This is a genomic window from Corynebacterium neomassiliense (assembly GCF_900626215.1).
GTDB lineage: Bacteria > Actinomycetota > Actinomycetes > Mycobacteriales > Mycobacteriaceae > Corynebacterium > Corynebacterium neomassiliense.
Genome location: NZ_LR131106.1, coordinates 1,641,881 through 1,659,078, shown reverse-complemented (window position 1 = coordinate 1,659,078; position 17,198 = coordinate 1,641,881). Strand labels below are relative to the sequence as shown.

At 61.0% G+C, this 17,198-nt stretch carries 13 protein-coding genes and 3 pseudogenes; 6 read left to right on the top strand and 10 right to left on the bottom strand.

All coding sequences use genetic code 11. The features are described from left to right. The coding region (locus E0E18_RS07285) for an IS256 family transposase (RefSeq protein ID WP_130841304.1) at positions 1-784 on the bottom strand (784 nt) is incomplete at its 3' end. A gap of 163 nt (positions 785-947) precedes the next feature. Continuing rightward, positions 948-3,218, bottom strand: a complete 2,271-nt coding sequence (locus E0E18_RS07280) for an excinuclease ABC subunit UvrA (RefSeq protein WP_130839965.1) — start codon at positions 3,216-3,218, stop codon at positions 948-950. A 20-nt stretch (positions 3,219-3,238) separates the two neighbouring features. Between E0E18_RS07280 and E0E18_RS14470 the strand changes: the two genes are divergently transcribed. Beyond that, the gene (locus E0E18_RS14470) at positions 3,239-4,144 is read left to right on the top strand and encodes a helix-turn-helix transcriptional regulator (protein WP_419866046.1); all 906 of its coding nucleotides are present in this window, start codon (positions 3,239-3,241) and stop codon (positions 4,142-4,144) included. 303 nt (positions 4,145-4,447) lie between these two features. Here E0E18_RS14470 and E0E18_RS07270 read toward each other — a convergent pair. Beyond that, a pseudogene (locus E0E18_RS07270) lies at positions 4,448-4,564 on the bottom strand (IS6 family transposase); the annotation flags it as partial. Positions 4,565-4,605: 41 nt separating this feature from the next. On the opposite strand from E0E18_RS07270, the gene E0E18_RS07265 reads away from it, so the two are divergent. Then, positions 4,606-5,328, top strand: a complete 723-nt coding sequence (locus E0E18_RS07265; RefSeq protein WP_130839963.1) for an IS6 family transposase — start codon at positions 4,606-4,608, stop codon at positions 5,326-5,328. 929 nt (positions 5,329-6,257) lie between these two features. After that, on the top strand, positions 6,258-7,769 hold the full coding sequence (locus tag E0E18_RS07260; protein ID WP_130839961.1) for a phytoene desaturase family protein: 1,512 nt from the start codon (positions 6,258-6,260) through the stop codon (positions 7,767-7,769). A gap of 1,290 nt (positions 7,770-9,059) precedes the next feature. Here E0E18_RS07260 and E0E18_RS07255 read toward each other — a convergent pair. The 6 genes and pseudogenes from E0E18_RS07255 to E0E18_RS07235 form a co-directional block, all read right to left on the bottom strand. Next, positions 9,060-10,031 (bottom strand): sporulation-delaying protein SdpB family protein, encoded by a 972-nt coding sequence (locus tag E0E18_RS07255; RefSeq protein WP_130839959.1) that lies wholly within the window; start codon positions 10,029-10,031, stop codon positions 9,060-9,062. Further along, complete coding sequence (locus E0E18_RS14465; RefSeq protein WP_419866059.1) at positions 10,028-10,567, bottom strand: SdpA family antimicrobial peptide system protein; 540 nt, start codon at positions 10,565-10,567, stop codon at positions 10,028-10,030. Before E0E18_RS14465 ends, E0E18_RS07255 begins: the two co-directional genes overlap by 4 nt. 25 nt (positions 10,568-10,592) lie before the next feature. Then, a complete protein-coding gene (locus tag E0E18_RS07245) occupies positions 10,593-11,318 on the bottom strand; it encodes a sporulation delaying protein family toxin (RefSeq protein ID WP_130839954.1) in 726 nt (241 codons plus the stop codon). 421 nt (positions 11,319-11,739) lie between these two features. Then, complete coding sequence (locus E0E18_RS07240; RefSeq protein ID WP_130839952.1) at positions 11,740-12,462, bottom strand: IS6 family transposase; 723 nt, start codon at positions 12,460-12,462, stop codon at positions 11,740-11,742. A 45-nt stretch (positions 12,463-12,507) separates the two neighbouring features. Continuing rightward, a pseudogene (locus E0E18_RS14565) lies at positions 12,508-12,600 on the bottom strand (IS6 family transposase); the annotation flags it as partial. Beyond that, on the bottom strand, positions 12,561-13,541 hold the full coding sequence (locus E0E18_RS07235) for an LGFP repeat-containing protein (protein ID WP_130839949.1): 981 nt from the start codon (positions 13,539-13,541) through the stop codon (positions 12,561-12,563). The gene E0E18_RS07235 and the pseudogene E0E18_RS14565, both read right to left, overlap by 40 nt. 528 nt (positions 13,542-14,069) lie before the next feature. On the opposite strand from E0E18_RS07235, the gene E0E18_RS07230 reads away from it, so the two are divergent. Together E0E18_RS07230 and E0E18_RS07225 are read left to right on the top strand one after the other, a co-directional pair. Further along, complete coding sequence (locus E0E18_RS07230; protein WP_130839947.1) at positions 14,070-14,702, top strand: recombinase family protein; 633 nt, start codon at positions 14,070-14,072, stop codon at positions 14,700-14,702. Between the two features lie 5 nt (positions 14,703-14,707). After that, entirely contained in the window at positions 14,708-14,974 is a 267-nt protein-coding gene (locus E0E18_RS07225; protein ID WP_130839945.1) for a hypothetical protein, read from the top strand. A gap of 106 nt (positions 14,975-15,080) precedes the next feature. On the opposite strand, the pseudogene E0E18_RS14155 reads toward E0E18_RS07225, so the two are convergent. Then, a pseudogene (locus E0E18_RS14155) lies at positions 15,081-16,280 on the bottom strand (IS3 family transposase); the annotation flags it as partial. Positions 16,281-16,642: 362 nt separating this feature from the next. Between E0E18_RS14155 and E0E18_RS07210 the strand changes: the two are divergent. Continuing rightward, positions 16,643-17,158 carry a flavodoxin family protein gene (locus E0E18_RS07210; RefSeq protein ID WP_130839941.1) on the top strand — a complete coding sequence of 172 codons (516 nt, stop codon included), beginning with the start codon at positions 16,643-16,645 and terminating at the stop codon, positions 17,156-17,158. Positions 17,159-17,198: the final 40 nt, after the last annotated feature.

Genomic DNA, 17,198 nt, shown 5'->3' with positions numbered 1-17,198 from the left:
TCGCGGCGTAGTGGGTGCGGCAGCGTTGCCACGCGGCTCCGGGCAGGTTCGCCGCGATCGCCTCTACCAGCCCGGCGTGGGCATCGGAGGTGACCAACCGCACGCCGCCCAGGCCGCGGGCGACCAGGTCGGCGAAGAAGGTGTTCCACGACGCGGTGGTCTCGCTGGTGGCCACCTGCGTGCCGAGGACTTCGCGGTGTCCGTCGCCGTTGACGCCGGTGGCCAGCAGCACCGAGGCTTTGACGACCTGCTTGTTCTCGCGGACCTTGATCGTCAGCGCGTCGGCGGTGACGAAGGTGAATGGTCCGGCCTCGTCCAGGCGCCGGTGGCGGAACGCGGCGACCTGCTCGTCGAGGTCTGCGGCCATGCGGGAGACCTGGGTTTTGGACAGTGAGTCGATGCCCAGGGTCTTGACCAGCTTGTCCATTCGGCGGGTGGAGACGCCGGCGAGGTAGCAGTCGGCGACGACGGTGATCAGTGCCGATTCGGCCCGCTTGCGGCGTTCGAGAAGCCATTCGGGGAAGTAGGACCCCTGACGCAGCTTCGGCACGGCGACGTCGACGGTGCCGACGCGGGTGTCAAGGGGTCGGTGGCGGTAGCCGTTTCGGTAGTTGGTGCGCTCGGCACGGCGGGTGTTCCATTCGGCGCCGCAGACGGCGTCGGCGTCGGCGGACAGCAGGGCGTTGATCATGGTCTGCAGCAGCTCGCGCATCAGATCCGGCGACGCGTCGGAGAGGGCTTGGCTAAGCAGGCCTGCAGGGTCGACAATATGGGGTGCGGTCATCGTGATGACTCCTCGAGGATTCTTTAGACGGTTGACTCGAAGGATCACACGGTGGCCGCTCTACATCCGTGCACAACACGGATTCGTAGAGGGGCTCGGCCACCGAGTTACACCACTCTATGGGGCACTACTGCCATTGTGACCATCGAGATGAGACGGCGTATCAGTTGTGCCTGAGTGCGTCCGCCAAGCACTGGCCCGTGACCGACTGGGAGCCGGCACGGGCCAGCTCAGCAGGAGTACCTTCGAAGACGGCGCAGCCACCATTCGCGCCAGCGCCCGGACCAATATCGATGACATGGTCGGCTTGGGCGATGACCTGCAGATTGTGCTCGATGAGCACGAGTGAACCACCGGCGTCCACCAGCTCATCGAACAGTTCCAGCAGTCGGCGGACATCGGCGGCATGCAGTCCCGTCGTCGGCTCATCGAGGATCAGACGCGGCGGTGCGTCCTCGCTGATGCCGCCGAGATGCCGGGCCAGGAGCAGCCGCTGACGCTCGCCGCCTGACAGACCGTCAAGTGTCCGGCCGACCGCCAGATATCCCAGACCCACCCGGTCAACCCAGCTCAGCCGTTCAGCATCCGCCGGTCCGAGCAGCTCGGCGACCTCTGAAGGGCGCAGCGCCTCCACCTCGGCGATGGTGTATCCGCCCACTGTCACGGCCAGGGCCCGCTCGTTGAAGCCGGAGCCTCCGCAGGCTTCGCAGGGCGTGCGGGTGTCCTCCATGAAAGCCAGGTCAGTGGTGATCTCCCCGGTACCACGGCACTCCGGGCAGGCTCCCTTCGCATTGCGGGAGAACCAGGATGCCGACAGATCACCGGACGCCGCGAACAGTGACCGGAGACCGTCAGCGACACCGGTCACCGTCAACAGTGAGGACCGGCGACCGCCGCGCAGCGGCTGCTGACCCACCACGGTGAACTCGGGGTGCTGCGCGGCGAAATCAGTGGTCACCAGTGAGGATTTTCCGCTGCCGGCCACTCCGGTGACCACGGTGAGGACGCCGGTCGGAACCGTGACCGTGAGGTCACGGAGATTGTTACTGCGGGCGTGCTCCACTGTCACAGCACCGGACGGCGTACGGACGGAAGGTTTGAGCACCGGGGCATCGTCCTCGGTCATCGCGGTGGGTGGGCCGGCGTAGGTGACGAAACCGCCGGATTGTCCTGCGCCCGGCCCCATACTGATGACGTGGTCGGCTGCGGCGATGACCGCCGGATTGTGGTCGACGACGAGGACGGTGTTGCCCCGGTCCCGCAGGCCGCTGAGTAGCGTGATGAGCCGCTGCACGTCACTGGGGTGAAGACCTGCTGCCGGCTCATCGAAGACGTAGGTCACCTCGGTCAGCGGGCTGCCAAGGTGGCGCACCATCTTCACCCGCTGCGCTTCACCGCCGGACAAGGTCGGCGACGACCGGTCGAGGTGTAGGTATCCCAGGCCGACCTCGATGAGAGCATCCACACGGCGGGAGATGTCGGCGAGTAGCGGTGCGGCACTCTCCTCCAGTGTTTCCCTCGCTTCGGACACCAGCCCGTGCAGGTCGGATATCGGGACGACACTCCAGTCCGCGATGGAGTGGCCGTTGATGCGACTGTCTCTGGCCGCGGCGTTAATCCGGCTACCGGCACAGTCCGGGCAGGTCGAGTGACTCACCACGGCGTCGAGTCCGGCACGCTCGGCGGTGGTGAGCCGTGAGGGCGTCCTGCGCAGGTAGGAATCCTGCAGGCGGGGAATGATCCCATCGAACCGTCCGTGGTCAGGGTATCCCGGTAGCGGTTCCTCCAGTCGGAGATCGCGGGCGTGCATCAGCACATTGCGGACCTGCACCGACAGCTGTGACCAGGGCACGGATGGATCGCAGAGGCCGGAGCTGACCAGGCGCTTCCACCGGTAGGTGCCGGGTTTGAACGTCGGGAACCGAACGGCACCGTCGTTCAGGGAAAGGTCTGGGTCGATCAGTGCGTCCTCGTCGATGACGGACACCGTCCCTAAGCCTTCACAGGTCAGGCACATGCCCGTCGGATCATTCGGTGAGTATGCCGGGGAAAATCCCGCCGACGGGACCGCGAACCGGGAGAAGAGCATGCGCAGTGGCGTCGAGAGGTCCACGGCCGTGGCCACCGTCGAGCGGGCATTGCCGGTGAAGCGTCGTTGGTCGACCACAGTGGTGAAGGTCAGCCCATCGATCCGGTCGACGTCCGCCGGCGGGTACTGGGCCAGACGGGTGCGCACGAACGAAGGGTATCCGGCCACCGTCGCCCGTTGAGCCTCTGCCGCAATCGTGTTGAAGACCAGCGAAGTCTTTCCCGACCCGGACACCCCGGTGACCACGGTCAGTGTGTGGGACGGCATCTCCACGTCAATGTCGCGCAGATTGTGGGTCCGGGCGCCGGTAATCGTGATGGATGCTGTGTGATTGCCAAGGTTCATAACCTGCACGCTACGGTGAAATGCGGCAAATAAATGACCGCAACGAAATGGAATCCATGACTACACGGACAGGGCGGATGCTACGGCTACTTGACCTTCTGGACGGTGGAACCGCTTGGCCCGCTCCCCGACTTGCAGGCCTGTTGGACATCCCCGAGCGGACCCTCAGACGTGACATAGCTGAGCTTCGAGGCCTCGGCTATGGCATTGAGGGGGTGTCAGGGCCTGGTGGGTACTACCGAATGCCACCCGGAAAACGCCTGCCTCCGAAACCCTCTCAGCCAGCCCTTTCCTTCGGACAATCTGTCGAGTTCAGCACCCGTACTCCCGGAGTGCCCGGAAGCTTGGTCCTGCTGCTTGCCCACGCAGCTGACGAGCACCGAGAAGTGACGTTCACCCATATAGGACGTTCCGGAACACGCCAACGGGCTGTCGAGCCCGCTCGTCTAGTTCACCTGAACAGCCGTTGGTACCTGCACGGCTGGGACCGTGACCGGCGGGACTGGAGGACGTTCCGCCTGGACCGCGTCAACGGCGTGACACTCACGGGGAATCGTTTCACTCCGGTTCCGTTGCCCCATGAGGACGTCACAGCGCTGTTGCGTGAGCAGTTTCGTCGAGACGCCACCATCGAGATAGTCCTAGAACTTGCTGCTGACCCTCTCACCGCGGCCACGATTCTCTACCGCGTAGACGGCACGTTGGAGGCCATCGATGATAGTCGATCCACCCGCTATACGGCCTTCGTGGATTCGTTCGAGTGGATGGCCATCGTACTCCTACTCACCGACATCGACTTCACTGTGATTAGCCCAGCGGAGTTTCGCCGAGCTCTGCGAAAGACTTCTGATAGGTTCCGCCGGGGCGCTTCGCTATCGGAGACCGAGCGTGATCGCCAGGGTGGATCTGGTAATCCTGGGCTGTGAACTTGAGAGCTATATGGCGTGGATGCTTGGCTGCTGTGTGGCGCTCCGATGTCCGTGATTTTGTCAGGGTGAGGTTGTTAGACCGTCTTCGACGGGGGCATCAGTGCTGGCTGTGGAGGGGTGAGCCACGGCCCGGCCTGCGCCTAAAGGTAGATGCTCAGTTTGTGATCCAGTAACGGCGTTTGGGGACACTGTCACCTGGCTTGAAACGTAGGTCTTCCAGGAGGTGCTGTTGCAAAGTGGTGCGGGCAGTGCCCAAGTGCTGCCCACGGTGGGGATCCCCAACCCTGTGGCACTGGCCCCTCAGACGCCGGCGAAGGCTTTGGCAACGATCACCGCATCCGCGTTCGGGCGCCCGAAGGCGAACACTCTGCCCTGGCCCTTGCGCAGCGCATGCATCGCCTCCATGCCCTGCAGGGTGCTGTTGCAAAGTTGGGGGCAATCGATCAGGATCGGCCCGCATGGGCATTTTCTCCGGTAGGCATTACCCCCAAGATGTGATCCTCTGGGCCGTACGGTGGTACTGCCGATACGGGGTGTCCTACCGGGATCTTGAGGAGATGCTCAGCGAGCGTGGTGTGCCGGTCGATCACACCACCATCTACCGGTGGGTACAGAAGTACGGCCCAGAGCTGGACAAAAGAACCCGTTGGTACCGTCAAATCTCACCCTGGTCCTCCGATTCCTGGCGGGTTGATGAGACATACATTCCAGTCGGAGGGAAATGGTGCTACCTCTACCGGGCAGTGACCAAGGACGGCCGTAGCGTGGACTTCTACATGTCCACCCGACGTAACACGACGGCAGCGACACGGTTCCTGGGTAAAGCACTGCGCGGTGCTGGTCACCGCGGTCCTCACAACGGTCCCCGGGTGATATGTACCGACAAAGCCCCCACGTACGCTGGCGCGATCGAGAAGTTGATCACAGAGCAGAAACTGCCGAGGACGGTAGAGCATCGTCAGGTGAAGTACCTGAACAACGTGATCGAGGGCGATCACGGCCGACTCAAGCGCATCCTGGGTCCTAAAGGTGGTGGGTTCAAGACCCCGGTGTCGGCCTACAGGACACTGCAGGGCATGGAGGCGATGCATGCGCTGCGCAAGGGCCAGGGCAGAGTGTTCGCCTTCGGGCGCCCGAACGCGGATGCGGTGATCGTTGCCAAAGCCTTCGCCGGCGTCTGAGGGGCCAGTGCCACAGGGTTGGGGATCCCCACCGTGGGCAGCACTTGGGCACTGCCCGCACCACTTTGCAACAGCACCNCCTTCGGGCGCCCGAACGCGGATGCGGTGATCGTTGCCAAAGCCTTCGCCGGCGTCTGAGGGGCCAGTGCCACAGGGTTGGGGATCCCCACCGTGGGCAGCACTTGGGCACTGCCCGCACCACTTTGCAACAGCACCGTCGGCACGGCCCCGAGGTTTTCGACGAGCAGTCGGGCGGCATCGGCCAGGGCGCTGCGCCGCTGCGGGGACCGGGCCCCGCTCTGTGGAGGGACGGTCTGCCCACCTGCCAGTTCGGCGAGGGCGTCGAGGCCGGTGAAGGGGTCGACCACCTGGCCGAGGTGGCCGGCGGTGGTGTCCTGGTCGGTGTCCCAGGATGGGACATCCGACCCGTTTGTGGGTATGCTCATCGGTGAGGCTTTCTCCACGAGGGGTAATCGTGGGGTCAGCGAGCGTCACCAGGGCGGCAACCCGGGTGGCGCTCTTTCTTTGCGCTTGGGGGATACCTTACACCATTGTCATTCCGCAGGTAGAACTGCGTTTTTGCGTACATGCGTGCAGAGGTTCATGTGCACCCCGTGTGCGTCACAACTCTGGGCGCCGGGCCGCCGCCGCCCTCAGTTCCACGGCCACAGTCAGCAAGACCACCAGCACAACGACCGCGACAAGATCACCCCACAGCAACGCCAATCCGTCATCGACAAAGATTCAGGTAGTGCCCGTATCCAGGCCAAGGCTGCAGCCAGCGGATGCATGTGCAGGGTGTTGCCGTCCAAGTGAACCCTCCCCTGTCGGTCATGTGTCGGTCATGTGGCCTTCCAAGCTGCGAAAACACTGAGTGCTCAAGCAGGCCACTGCGATACGCTGCGTGACTCTTATCCTACAGTCGATACATGCCCCGCCGCCTGAGTTTTCCCGAGGTACCCCGCACTCCCCGTACCGCCACCGTCGTTGGCTCTGGCCCCAACGGGCTCGCCGCCGCGGTGGTTCTCGCGGAGGAAGGGCTGCAGGTCACGGTGGTGGAAGCCGAGGACACGGTCGGTGGCGGCACCCGCAGCGCCGAGCTCCTGGTCCCCGGCGTGGTCCACGACCTCTGCTCCGCCGCCCACCCCCTGGCCCAAGCCAGTCCGTTCTTCCGCCGCTACGCCGACCGGCTGGCCGACCACGGGCTACGCTTCGTCACCGCACCGGTGGACATGGTTCACATCCTGGACAAACACCACGCCGCCACACTTCACACAGCGGCCGCAGACACGGCGTCCGGATTCGGGGAGTGGGACGCCTGCGCTTGGCGCACCACCTTCGGACCGCTCGCTGACCGCGCCGACGACATCGCCGACGAATTCCTTCGCCCGATGCTCCACCTGCCCCGCCACCCGTTACTCTTCGCCGGCTTCGGACTCAACGCCGCACTGCCTGCCTCGTGGTCTGCCAGCCGGTTCCGCAGCCCGCAGGCCCGCGCCCTGTTCACCGGCATCGCCGCCCACGCATTCACCCCGTTGAACCTTCCCGGCTCCTCAGCAGCCGGCATGCTGCTCACCGTGGCCGGTCACCACTACGGATGGCCGGTCGCCGTGGGAGGTTCCCAGGCGATCGCCAACGCCCTCACCGGTCTGCTCGGATCCCTCGGCGGCACGGTCACCACCGGCGAGCGAGTCACCGACCTCGCCCAAGTCGCAGACGCCGACATCGTCCTGCTCGATACCTCAGTCGAAACCGCAGCGACCATCCTCGGCCACCGCGTGCCGGACAGGATCGCGCGGGCTTGGAGACGGTTCCGACGAGGCCCCGCAGTCGCCAAGGTCGACTACGTCCTCGACGGCGACGTCCCATGGACTAGTCCGGACGCCCACCGTGCCGGCACCGTCCACCTCGGTGGGACGGCCGAACAGGTCGCGGCAGCCGAAAAAGACTGTTGGGAAGGACGCCTTCCCAACCACCCCTTCACCCTGGTCTGCCAACAATATCTCGCTGACCCCTCCCGATCCGTGACCAGCGACGGCCGCCAGCTGAATCCCCTGTGGGCTTACGCCCACGTCCCCACCGGCTGGGATGGAACCAAGGCAGAAACCTTCGAACTGGTCACCAGCCAAATCCAGCGCTCGGCCCCAGAGTTCCGGGACCACATCGTGGACTGGACAGCCTCTCCCCCAACGGCTGTGGAAGCCCACAACCAAAACAACGCCAACGGCGACATCTCCGGCGGAGCCAACGACCTACTGCAGCTGCTCGCACGTCCCCGCCTATCCCCAGACCCCTACTCCACTGGACTGCCCGGCGTGTACCTGTGCTCATCGTCAGCAGCACCCGGGGCGGGTGTGCACTTCATGGGCGGAATGAACGCGGCACTACAAGCACTGAGAGATCACAAACAAGCAACAGAACCTCATCCAGCCTTGCGGTAAACAACCACACCTCACAAGGGGAAAAGCGCCGGCGGCTTAGCCGCCCAGCACAAAGGTGCCCCTATGTAACCACACGGAGGGGTGAACCAAAGGGGAGGACCCGGTGGCCAGCTGCTGCCGATGCCCGATTTTGTGGATAATACCTGACCAACATCACTTACCTTAATAGGCGAGGTGGAATCAGCCGAAGCTGAGGGAGCAGCTAAAGCCGACGCCAAGGCGAAAACTGCCACCCCACCACAAAGACGTTTTGCCATATTCATACAATTACCTATCATTCTCAGGCCGACTATTACTAGTCCACGTTTCATCAAATACGGACAGCGCAACCTGACCGAGCTGCCGAAACTACAAATCTGAGGAGAAAGCTACATATCGCCAGGAATGTTCCATGCATTTCCGTCCGCGAACCGCCCAGGTAGGTTACATGATCCTCACGATACTTAAATGCCCGAGTCCAGTCAAGTGATTCCTTAGAGTGTCTCTGCATGCCCCGGAAACACAGATCCGTCCACTTCACTAGACCCCACCTGGAAGATCGCCGGCCAAATCATCTACTACGCCTGCGTAAGTAGCCCCAAGCAGAACCTCAACCATCAACCCAGACGACTAGCCGAAACAGGTGAGGAACTTCGAGCGGGGCACCAGCGACCTACAGTGCCGGAACAAACAGATTCTTCTAGAGTCAGAGTGTGTATCGCAGCCTGGACGATCCACGACCAGGAGCCTACATCTGAACTGTACCAACTACGCACTTGCCGTCTACAACACATACCGAGCTGAGCGCCGACGGATCTCCTTCTGAATTGCTAGTTCCACTTTGCGCCGTGAGCTTCTTTTATGACCTTATAAGCCTCACCTGCTCCCCGAAATGAAAAGACACGGCTCCTCCCGTTGAGTCTTTTTATCACGAGAGCGTCTCCACCTTCGATCATAAAGACGATCGATCGTTTCTTAAAATATATTCCCCAACCCGGCGTGTCTTCTAAAGGCTGCATCCGAGTTAACATGATGTCTTGAATCTCACGGTTCCACGTTGTCATTCGGACCGCCTTTAGTCGTGACTTCAGCTCGACCCGATCGCGATATATTGAGAATGTTACCCTACTTGTAATCACTGATATAGTCGTCATCCCTAAAGCAACCAAGAGGATTAGCCAGAATATCCAGATGTCGATAAGCAGTATGCAAATCGCCCAAGATACAGCGGTCGAAGCGGCCGTAATCCATCGTACGCCCTTCGGGAAAACTAGGTCCTGTTGCCAGATAGGTTCGCCGGCCACTGCTGGTTTATTCATTTTGGAGCTCCGGGGACATGCGTGCATTATTTTTATATGCGGATGGTTGTTTCCCGTTGCTTGCGTGTGGCGAGTGACCTCTCTTAATGATAGGGAGAATTGAGTGGTAGCCGTTATTATCAAGCTTGATGGTCAGAATAACCAGGCATGCAAACATTGCCAGGCCGAAGGACCATAGTCCCATCGCAACAATGATTCCAATATGAAACAATACGCCGAGGGTGATTATTGAAATCCTTATCCTATTTGGCAATAAGACAGCAATTCCGAGGATCAACTCGAGAGCAATAACACCCCAGCTCACTCCAACAGTAAGAACTGGCGCGGAGAAAACGGCACCGATGGAATCAAATATCCTCGGCAGCCCGAATTGACCGTTTATAATGTAGTAGAACGCGCTCCCTTCCTGCCATTCGCGTACTGCAACTTTTCCTAGAGCCGCATGTAGATAGATTATGCTAATCTGCACTTGGATAGCAACAAGCGAAAAGCTAACCGCCCACTTATATAACGATGCTTTTTCGTTCCACATCGAAATTGCCCCAGGGTTAAGCGACCACCCGTTGCCCCTCCCATCAAGTATGCATATGACAACAATCAGAAAGGTAAGGTTGTGATTTACCTGGTCTCCGCCTTCTGGAATTGAAATAGCAACGTCTAGAGAAAAGGCGAACCAAGCATGCGGGAGGGCTGACCATCTGGGTAGGATCCCGGATATTACCCATAGGCAGATTACCACACCCATGGCCGTTGCTATATGGGTTGAGGGCGAAATGCAGTATGCTCCGACTCTTGCTACACCATCGCAGTGGATTACGTCCTCTGCGCCAAGAACCAGCCGAAAAAGGGACTTGTCGCTCGTTGCAGCAATAGTTATAAGCGTAGATAAGGCAAGCAGTGAACGTGCGACTTGTATTGGATTTTGTCGTAGCTGGTTTATTAAGACCGCACCAGATTGCATCATTGATCAGACTCGCATTTTATCGTTACGTGTGCGGACCTGGTAGAATGATACCGCTCTTGAGTAATTGACCTGTAACTCCGTGGAGTGACGTTGCGCTCGACAAAAACTGCTTCGCCGCAGAGATCGGCACCGTCGACGGGATTGACGATGCTTAAAGGTTTTTGATCCAGTTCATTCAGACACGGGAGCGTCGTATCATTGCACTTAGACCACCCATTCGAGACTTCTATTTGTGGTATTAAGTGTCCTACCTCTAGTCCCCGGCTCCGGACGTTTCTGCTGATTCCTAATAAGGACTCGAGCGACGAAGACTCATTTGTTCGAAGGCTCCATTCGCTGTCTTTTTTTGTGTAGGCCATATAGAAGGCGTCAGTTGGAGGTTTTGTAAAGAAGTTCCAACCTTGTGGATACGCCATGCGTATGTTAAGTTGACTGGCTTCACTTTTTTGGTCAGAGAAGAGATTCCCGTCGACCTGAACTACTGTCGCGGATATAGGGATAAGTGCCGCAACTATGTAGCTTAGGCCTTTCAACATGTGAACGGTTTTCAAGTTCTTGGACCTACTTTGACAACTCCGTGGTTATCTTCGATACTCGCTCTTGGAAAGAACTAGTGTTGACGTCTTTATTTCCAACGATTTCCTGGCTCTTAGCGAGGTACTTATACTTGGCGACATTCACAGCTCCGCCGACGTTCACAGCCCCAGCATAGTTGATGAGAACAGTGACCGACCATACCGCACCAACGGCGACCACTGCGGCCGCTGCGGCAACCCATAGAAGATAGGTGTCGACCTCGGGTGTTTCGTTAGTGCCTGATTCGAGTTGTTCTCTGAGTTCGGGATTGTTCTCAACCTCGTCTTTGAGTGACTCCTCCATTTTATCGTTCGTGATATTCGAGGTTTCTGCGAGAATGTCCTCGACTCTGTACGGGTCACCGGAGGTCACTTCCTCTTCAAATCGGGAAAAGAAGTTCGATTCTTCGGACTCCATCTTGGAGGCTACTTCCTCGGATATTTGTTCGACCTCGGATTCCCCGTTTAAATTGCGCACGACATCACTATATGTCGGGTCTGAGATGGATTCTTCGATCTCAATAGCAGTTTTTCCTGTGCCAAAGAACAGTGCCTTGTACAAGGCTTTTCCTGAGCTCCCGCCGTTCATGGCCGACACCGTTGTTGGATTCTTTTCCGGGTCGTGGTGGCGATCGTCGGCGACGGCCGTGGCGCTGCTGGCAACCAAGGCCAGGGTGGTTGTGGCTGCAACTATCCCGATGGTTTTCTTCATCTGTGCCTTTCATGCGGCCATGCGGTCCGCGGAGGCCTCGGTAGTGCCTGCTCGATTAGACAGTACATGTGTACTGCCGGTGGTTGAAGCAACGGCAAGCGTCCGAGGGGTGCTGAGAGGAGTGGATTCTAGGCTAGGTGTGAGGGCGTGAACTAGCTTACCTTATGTTTCGTTTGGCATGAAAATACCATGACTCGGCCTCCCGCGGCTTCTTATGAAGAGGACCAGGGTTCAGGAGGTCAGCGCTCCGTATGTGCCTTGTGGAGGGGGGCAGGATTGGGGCTCCATGGATCGTTACGCTGGTGTTGGCCGAACCAGGGGACCGACCAGGGCCTCGTCAAAGGGTGCTGTTGCAAAGTGGTGCGGGCAGTGCCCAAGTGCTGCCCACGGTGGGGATCCCCAACCCTGTGGCACTGGCCCCTCAGACGCCGGCGAAGGCTTTGGCAACGATCACCGCATCCGCGTTCGGGCGCCCGAAGGCGAACACTCTGCCCTGGCCCTTGCGCAGCGCATGCATCGCCTCCATGCCCTGCAGTGTCCTGTAGGCCGACACCGGGGTCTTGAACCCACCACCTTTAGGACCCAGGATGCGCTCGAGTCGGCCGTGATCGCCCTCGATCACGTTGTTCAGGTACTTCACCTGACGATGCTCTACCGTCCTCGGCAGTTTCTGCTCTGTGATCAACTTCTCGATCGCGCCAGCGTACGTGGGGGCTTTGTCGGTACATATCACCCGGGGACCGTTGTGAGGACCGCGGTGACCAGCACCGCGCAGTGCTTTACCCAGGAACCGTGTCGCTGCCGTCGTGTTACGTCGGGTGGACATGTAGAAGTCCACGCTACGGCCGTCCTTGGTCACTGCCCGGTAGAGGTAGCACCATTTCCCTCCGACTGGAATGTATGTCTCATCAACCCGCCAGGAATCGGAGGACCAGGGTGAGATTTGACGGTACCAACGGGTTCTTTTGTCCAGCTCTGGGCCGTACTTCTGTACCCACCGGTAGATGGTGGTGTGATCGACCGGCACACCACGCTCGCTGAGCATCTCCTCAAGATCCCGGTAGGACACCCCGTATCGGCAGTACCACCGTACGGCCCAGAGGATCACATCTTGGGGGTAATGCCTACCGGAGAAAATGCCCATGCGGGCCGATCCTGATCGATTGCCCCCAACTTTGCAACAGCACCNAAGATCCCGGTAGGACACCCCGTATCGGCAGTACCACCGTACGGCCCAGAGGATCACATCTTGGGGGTAATGCCTACCGGAGAAAATGCCCATGCGGGCCGATCCTGATCGATTGCCCCCAACTTTGCAACAGCACCGTCGGGTGTGCCTGCTTCGTCGGTAGTGGGGTATCCGAGGGGGCCGCCTTCTGCGCCGGTGGCGACCCACTTGTCGTAGATGAGTCCTTCGATACTGGCCAGTCCGGCGAGGGAGCCGTAGATGTGTCCGCGTTGGAATGACTGCTTGCGTCCGATACCGTCGGACAGTCCGAACTCGTCCGTGGTGGGGTAGCCGAGGCGGCCGGCTTCCCATCCGTTGCGTGCCCACACGGTGGAGAAGTGTGTGGTGACCGGGTGTGCGCCGGTGGTGGGGTGCCAGTAGATGGACCCGTTGACGAACTCGTTACGCCGCCCGACCCCGTCGGGGACTCCGAGTTCATCGGATTTGGGCCAGGTGAGGAAGCTGGTGGGCCCGCCGATGGCGTCGTACTTTTCGCGGATTGCTCCGCAGACCTTGTAGGGGCTGGGCCAGTAGGTGGTGCAGTTGACCGGCGCTGCTGCTAGCGCTCGCGCCAGTGGGTTGGTGGCACGGTCTTGTTGGGCCTGCTGTTCGGCGGCTTCCTGGACTTCGGCGCGGTCTGCTTCCTCTTTGGTGAATCCGCCGGGAATGTCCTCGGTGTCTGAGCGCATCTGACCGGGGGTGATCGTCGCCTCGGGGTCCGTGGTGGGGTGCCAGTCGGCCCCGGCATCGTTGTCGATGGTGTTGTCATCGAAGCCGGGCTCGGCGGGTTCGAGGTCTTCCCGGCCGGGAGCGGGTGTCGCTGCAGCCTCGGCGGCGTTGTCGATCGCCTCTTGTTCTGCATTTGCTCGCGCGGTGGCCGAGTCTTCGGACTCGGTGGCAACGCTGGGCTGTGCTGCCAGGGTGGGGGTCAGTGTCGAGCCCAACCCTAAGGCCACAGCAACCGCGAGCAGCGGTCTGAGTGCTTTGTGTCGCATTGATTCCTCTTGGTGGTGAGTGCATCTGGTGGTGAGTGCATGGGGAGAAGCGTCAGGTGCGGCGGGTTTCAATGAGCGTGACACCGCCGAAACATGTGCAGTTCACTAAGAACTGTTGTTGAGCGAACCATGGTTTTCCTCGGACCACAAGAGCGGGTGTGATTGCTTGGCGTGCCTCAACAGGGGCAACGCGAGCGTGGCGTAGTGACTGTCACAGTGACGAACTTCGCTAACGACTACCCGAGTGAAGCGGTTTCTTACTGTCGGCGATCGTCAACGGAACCCCCGCCAAGCACGGGGCAGATCCAGGTCCCGATACGTACCGATGACTGTTGCGTAACTCATGTACGCATAGGTACTCTATCGGTACCATATCGAACATATGAGCCAGAGGTGTCCTACCTCCGGGCGGAACGATGAGAGTGAATCAGTCCCAGAACCATCCAGGAGGATGACCGCCGTGAGCTCACCCGTGATCTTCGCGTACATGAACCCGCGCCAGGCCGGCTGCGTGTAGGAGTCCGGACCATGAAAATCGGCTACGCCCGATGTTCGACACAGAAGCAGGACCTCCGGGCGCAGAAAAAGCAGTTGCGCGACCTCGGGGTGGACAATGACCGTATCTACGTCGATCACGGCATCAGCGGTCGCAAACGTGAACGCCCGGGGCTGGACCAGGCGCTCGCTGCGTGCCGGGCCGGGGATACACTGGTGGTCACGAAACTCGACCGGCTCGCCCGGTCGATCTCTGACGCGGCGGCCATCGCCGACCAGCTCACCGACGCCGGTGTGACCCTGCAGACCGGGCCGACCGTCTATAACCCGGAGGACCCGGTCGGCAAGGCGTTCTACTACTTCGCGGCCATCTTCGCCGAGTTCGAGTCCGACTTGATCCGTCAACGGACCCGCGAGGGTATCGAGATGGCCCGCGCTGAGGGGAAGATGCAGGGTAAACGTTCACGGTTCACCCCTTACCAGCAGAAGCGGATGCAGGAGATGCTCGCCTCCGGGGAGTACTCCCAACGCGAGATCGCCGAGCTCATGGGGACTTCACGGTCGTGGGTGTCCAGGCTTGCGAAGAGATGGCGCGCGCAGGGGCTGCTTGACCCGCCCCTGTCGGTGCTGATCCCAGACCACAGTGACAACGACACGAAGGAATAGAGACCATGACCACCCTGTCTGACATTGCAGCGCAGTTGGCTGATCGTCGAACGATCGACCGGTCGAGTGCTGTTGCCCTCGTCCTCGATCAGATCGTCTGCCACGACCTGATCAGGGGCCTCATCACGGACCCGAAGGACATTACCGCCGGCCGGGCCCACGAACTGCTCAACGACGCAGACGAGGCATACAGTGCTGCCGGAGCACTCGCACTCGGCGAAACTGCCCGACCCGCACCGGGCGTGGTCATCGTGCCCGTAGCCCACGACTAGATCCGGCATGGAGGGGGCACGAACTATCTGAACTGGGTGGCCTTCCCCGCAAATCGTGGACAGGTGACTGAGCTGCGTCAGGTTCCTCAGCAGCAGGTTTGTTGGGCAGATTCATGTCGAGCTCCACCGGCGGAACGTAACCCAGCGCTTCAGTGCAGCCGCCGACGGTTGTACCGGGACTCGATCCAATCGCTGACCTTCATCCGCGCCTCAGCCCGGGTGGGCCACTTACTCCGGTCGTAGTACTGAAGTCTTCAACGTCGCCCACACACTCTGAAGCCATCACAGTGTCCCAACACACACCCTTCCGCCCGACTGACTGCACCATCTCCAGACCCCGGCAAACCTCGAACATGTCATCACTGGTGAGCTCGGTACCCCGGTCGGCATGGACCACCACCCCGTCAGGAACCTCCCCGCGCAGAGTGTGAGCCATTTTCAGGGCCCTGGCCACCATGGAACGAGCCCATATGCGAGTCCATCGCCCAGCCCAGGATCCGACGGGAATGCGCATCGGTGACCACCGCCAGGTACAACCAGCCCTCACCTGTGCGCAGGTACGTGATGTCTGAAATCCACACGCGGTTGAGACCACCCTGATCTCGCCTGCGTGTGCCCGGGCAAGGATCTTGTGGGTGTCCACACCAGGGATGGTGGTCACCGGGGTGAACGTCTTCTTCACTGATGCCCTCCAGACCCTGCCGGAGCGTCGACGAGGCGACGGTCTTGACGTCGACGTTGGTGCCTTCCCGGGCGAGCTGGGCGTGGACTCCGGGAGCACCTGAGAGGCGTCATCGGAGGCGGCGTAGACCGGTGCGGGACCTTCGCGTCGAGTTCGTCACGCTCACGGCGTCTGGGGGATGGCAGCCCGCCCTGTCCGGCAGCCCAGGCGTAGAACCCGGAACGGGACACGTCCAGCAGCCTGGCCATGCGGGTGACCTCGAAGTTCGCCTTCTCCGCCGCCATCAGTTCATACCGTTCGTCGGTCGTTGACAATGCTCGCGAAGAAGGCTGCTGCTTTTCCCGGGAACTCGTTGCCTGTGTGCAGGTCCGTGACCTGTCGGCGTAGGGCTTTGAGCTCGGCGCGTTCATCCAGGGTCAGTTCACCGGTGGGTTCGCCGGCCTGCTCGGCTCGTTCGGCGGTGACCCATCTGCCCAGGGACTGGGGGCTGAGACCCCGCTCTCGGGCGACGCCGGCGATGGTGCGGCCGGTGTCGATGACCGGGAGGGCGGCTTCGTGCCTGTACTCGGGGCTGAAGATTCTCCGGGGACGCTTCCCGGGGTGTCTTCTCGGTGACGGTGACATCCCCTTGTGAGAGACGGGTCCCGCTAAATCGGGTGTCCACTCAACGAAGGTAGGGCCATTACATGTGTAGCTCGTTAAGAACTTTTGCTGAGCGAACCATGGTTCGTTTCGGGCCACAAGAGTGGACCTCGAGGGTGGAGGTACTTGCAGCGATCTTGCGGCAGACAGCGATGCCGTCACTGTCAGGGAGCCGGAGGACGGCGGCGACCTCAGTGCGGGATGCGTCGAGCTCGGTGACCACGGCTACGGCGTCGGCTCTGGGCTGCCCTCGATGTGGCGTCCGCACCCCTGGGGTCCGATGGATGTGGGTGGGACAGTTTTGTGGGTCTCACCGTCTACCTGAGGTGTGATACACCAGGGCCATGTCCCGACAAACGGCCCGGCCCTGTCTGCTCATCGTCCACCACAGCCCCACCGGCCTGCTGAACTCGGTGACGGAGGAGGTCGTTGACGCGGCCAGCTCCGCCGCCGCCGAGGTCAACGCCACCCTGCCCGCCGGACTTCACCTGGAGGTCAGGCAGCGGGACGCCCTGCGGCCGGACGCGGATGAACTGCTGGCGGCGTCCGCCCTTCTCTTCGGGACGAGCGCGAACTTCGGCTACATCTCCGGGGCCCTCAAGCACTACTTCGACTCGACATTCAGGCAGGTCACCGGTGACCCCGGATACAGCGCCCGCAACGTGCCCTTCAGCTACTGGATCCGTGGCGGGCACGACACCACCGGCGCGCAGAAGGCCATGGACTCCATCACCACCGGATACGGCTGGACGCGTGCCGCCGACCCCGTGTGCTTCACCGGAGACCCGGCGCCGCACATACATGCGTTGCGGGAGATGGCGGAGAACACCGTCGGCGCCTGGTACGCCTCGTTGGACTGAGTCGTTGCACTGAACCGGGCTCTCTGACCCGGTGGGGACG

Bases quoted from the DNA above. Each gene is read 5' to 3' on its own strand.
- E0E18_RS07280 (WP_130839965.1), bottom strand. From the start codon at position 3,218: ATGAACCTTGGCAATCACACAGCATCCATCACGATTACCGGCGCCCGG.
- E0E18_RS14470 (WP_419866046.1), top strand. From the start codon at position 3,239: ATGCGGCAAATAAATGACCGCAACGAAATGGAATCCATGACTACACGG.
- E0E18_RS07265 (WP_130839963.1), top strand. From the start codon at position 4,606: ATGGGCATTTTCTCCGGTAGGCATTACCCCCAAGATGTGATCCTCTGG.
- E0E18_RS07260 (WP_130839961.1), top strand. From the start codon at position 6,258: ATGCCCCGCCGCCTGAGTTTTCCCGAGGTACCCCGCACTCCCCGTACC.
- E0E18_RS07255 (WP_130839959.1), bottom strand. From the start codon at position 10,031: ATGATGCAATCTGGTGCGGTCTTAATAAACCAGCTACGACAAAATCCA.
- E0E18_RS14465 (WP_419866059.1), bottom strand. From the start codon at position 10,567: ATGTTGAAAGGCCTAAGCTACATAGTTGCGGCACTTATCCCTATATCC.
- E0E18_RS07245 (WP_130839954.1), bottom strand. From the start codon at position 11,318: ATGAAGAAAACCATCGGGATAGTTGCAGCCACAACCACCCTGGCCTTG.
- E0E18_RS07240 (WP_130839952.1), bottom strand. From the start codon at position 12,462: ATGGGCATTTTCTCCGGTAGGCATTACCCCCAAGATGTGATCCTCTGG.
- E0E18_RS07235 (WP_130839949.1), bottom strand. From the start codon at position 13,541: ATGCGACACAAAGCACTCAGACCGCTGCTCGCGGTTGCTGTGGCCTTA.
- E0E18_RS07230 (WP_130839947.1), top strand. From the start codon at position 14,070: ATGAAAATCGGCTACGCCCGATGTTCGACACAGAAGCAGGACCTCCGG.
- E0E18_RS07225 (WP_130839945.1), top strand. From the start codon at position 14,708: ATGACCACCCTGTCTGACATTGCAGCGCAGTTGGCTGATCGTCGAACG.
- E0E18_RS07210 (WP_130839941.1), top strand. From the start codon at position 16,643: ATGTCCCGACAAACGGCCCGGCCCTGTCTGCTCATCGTCCACCACAGC.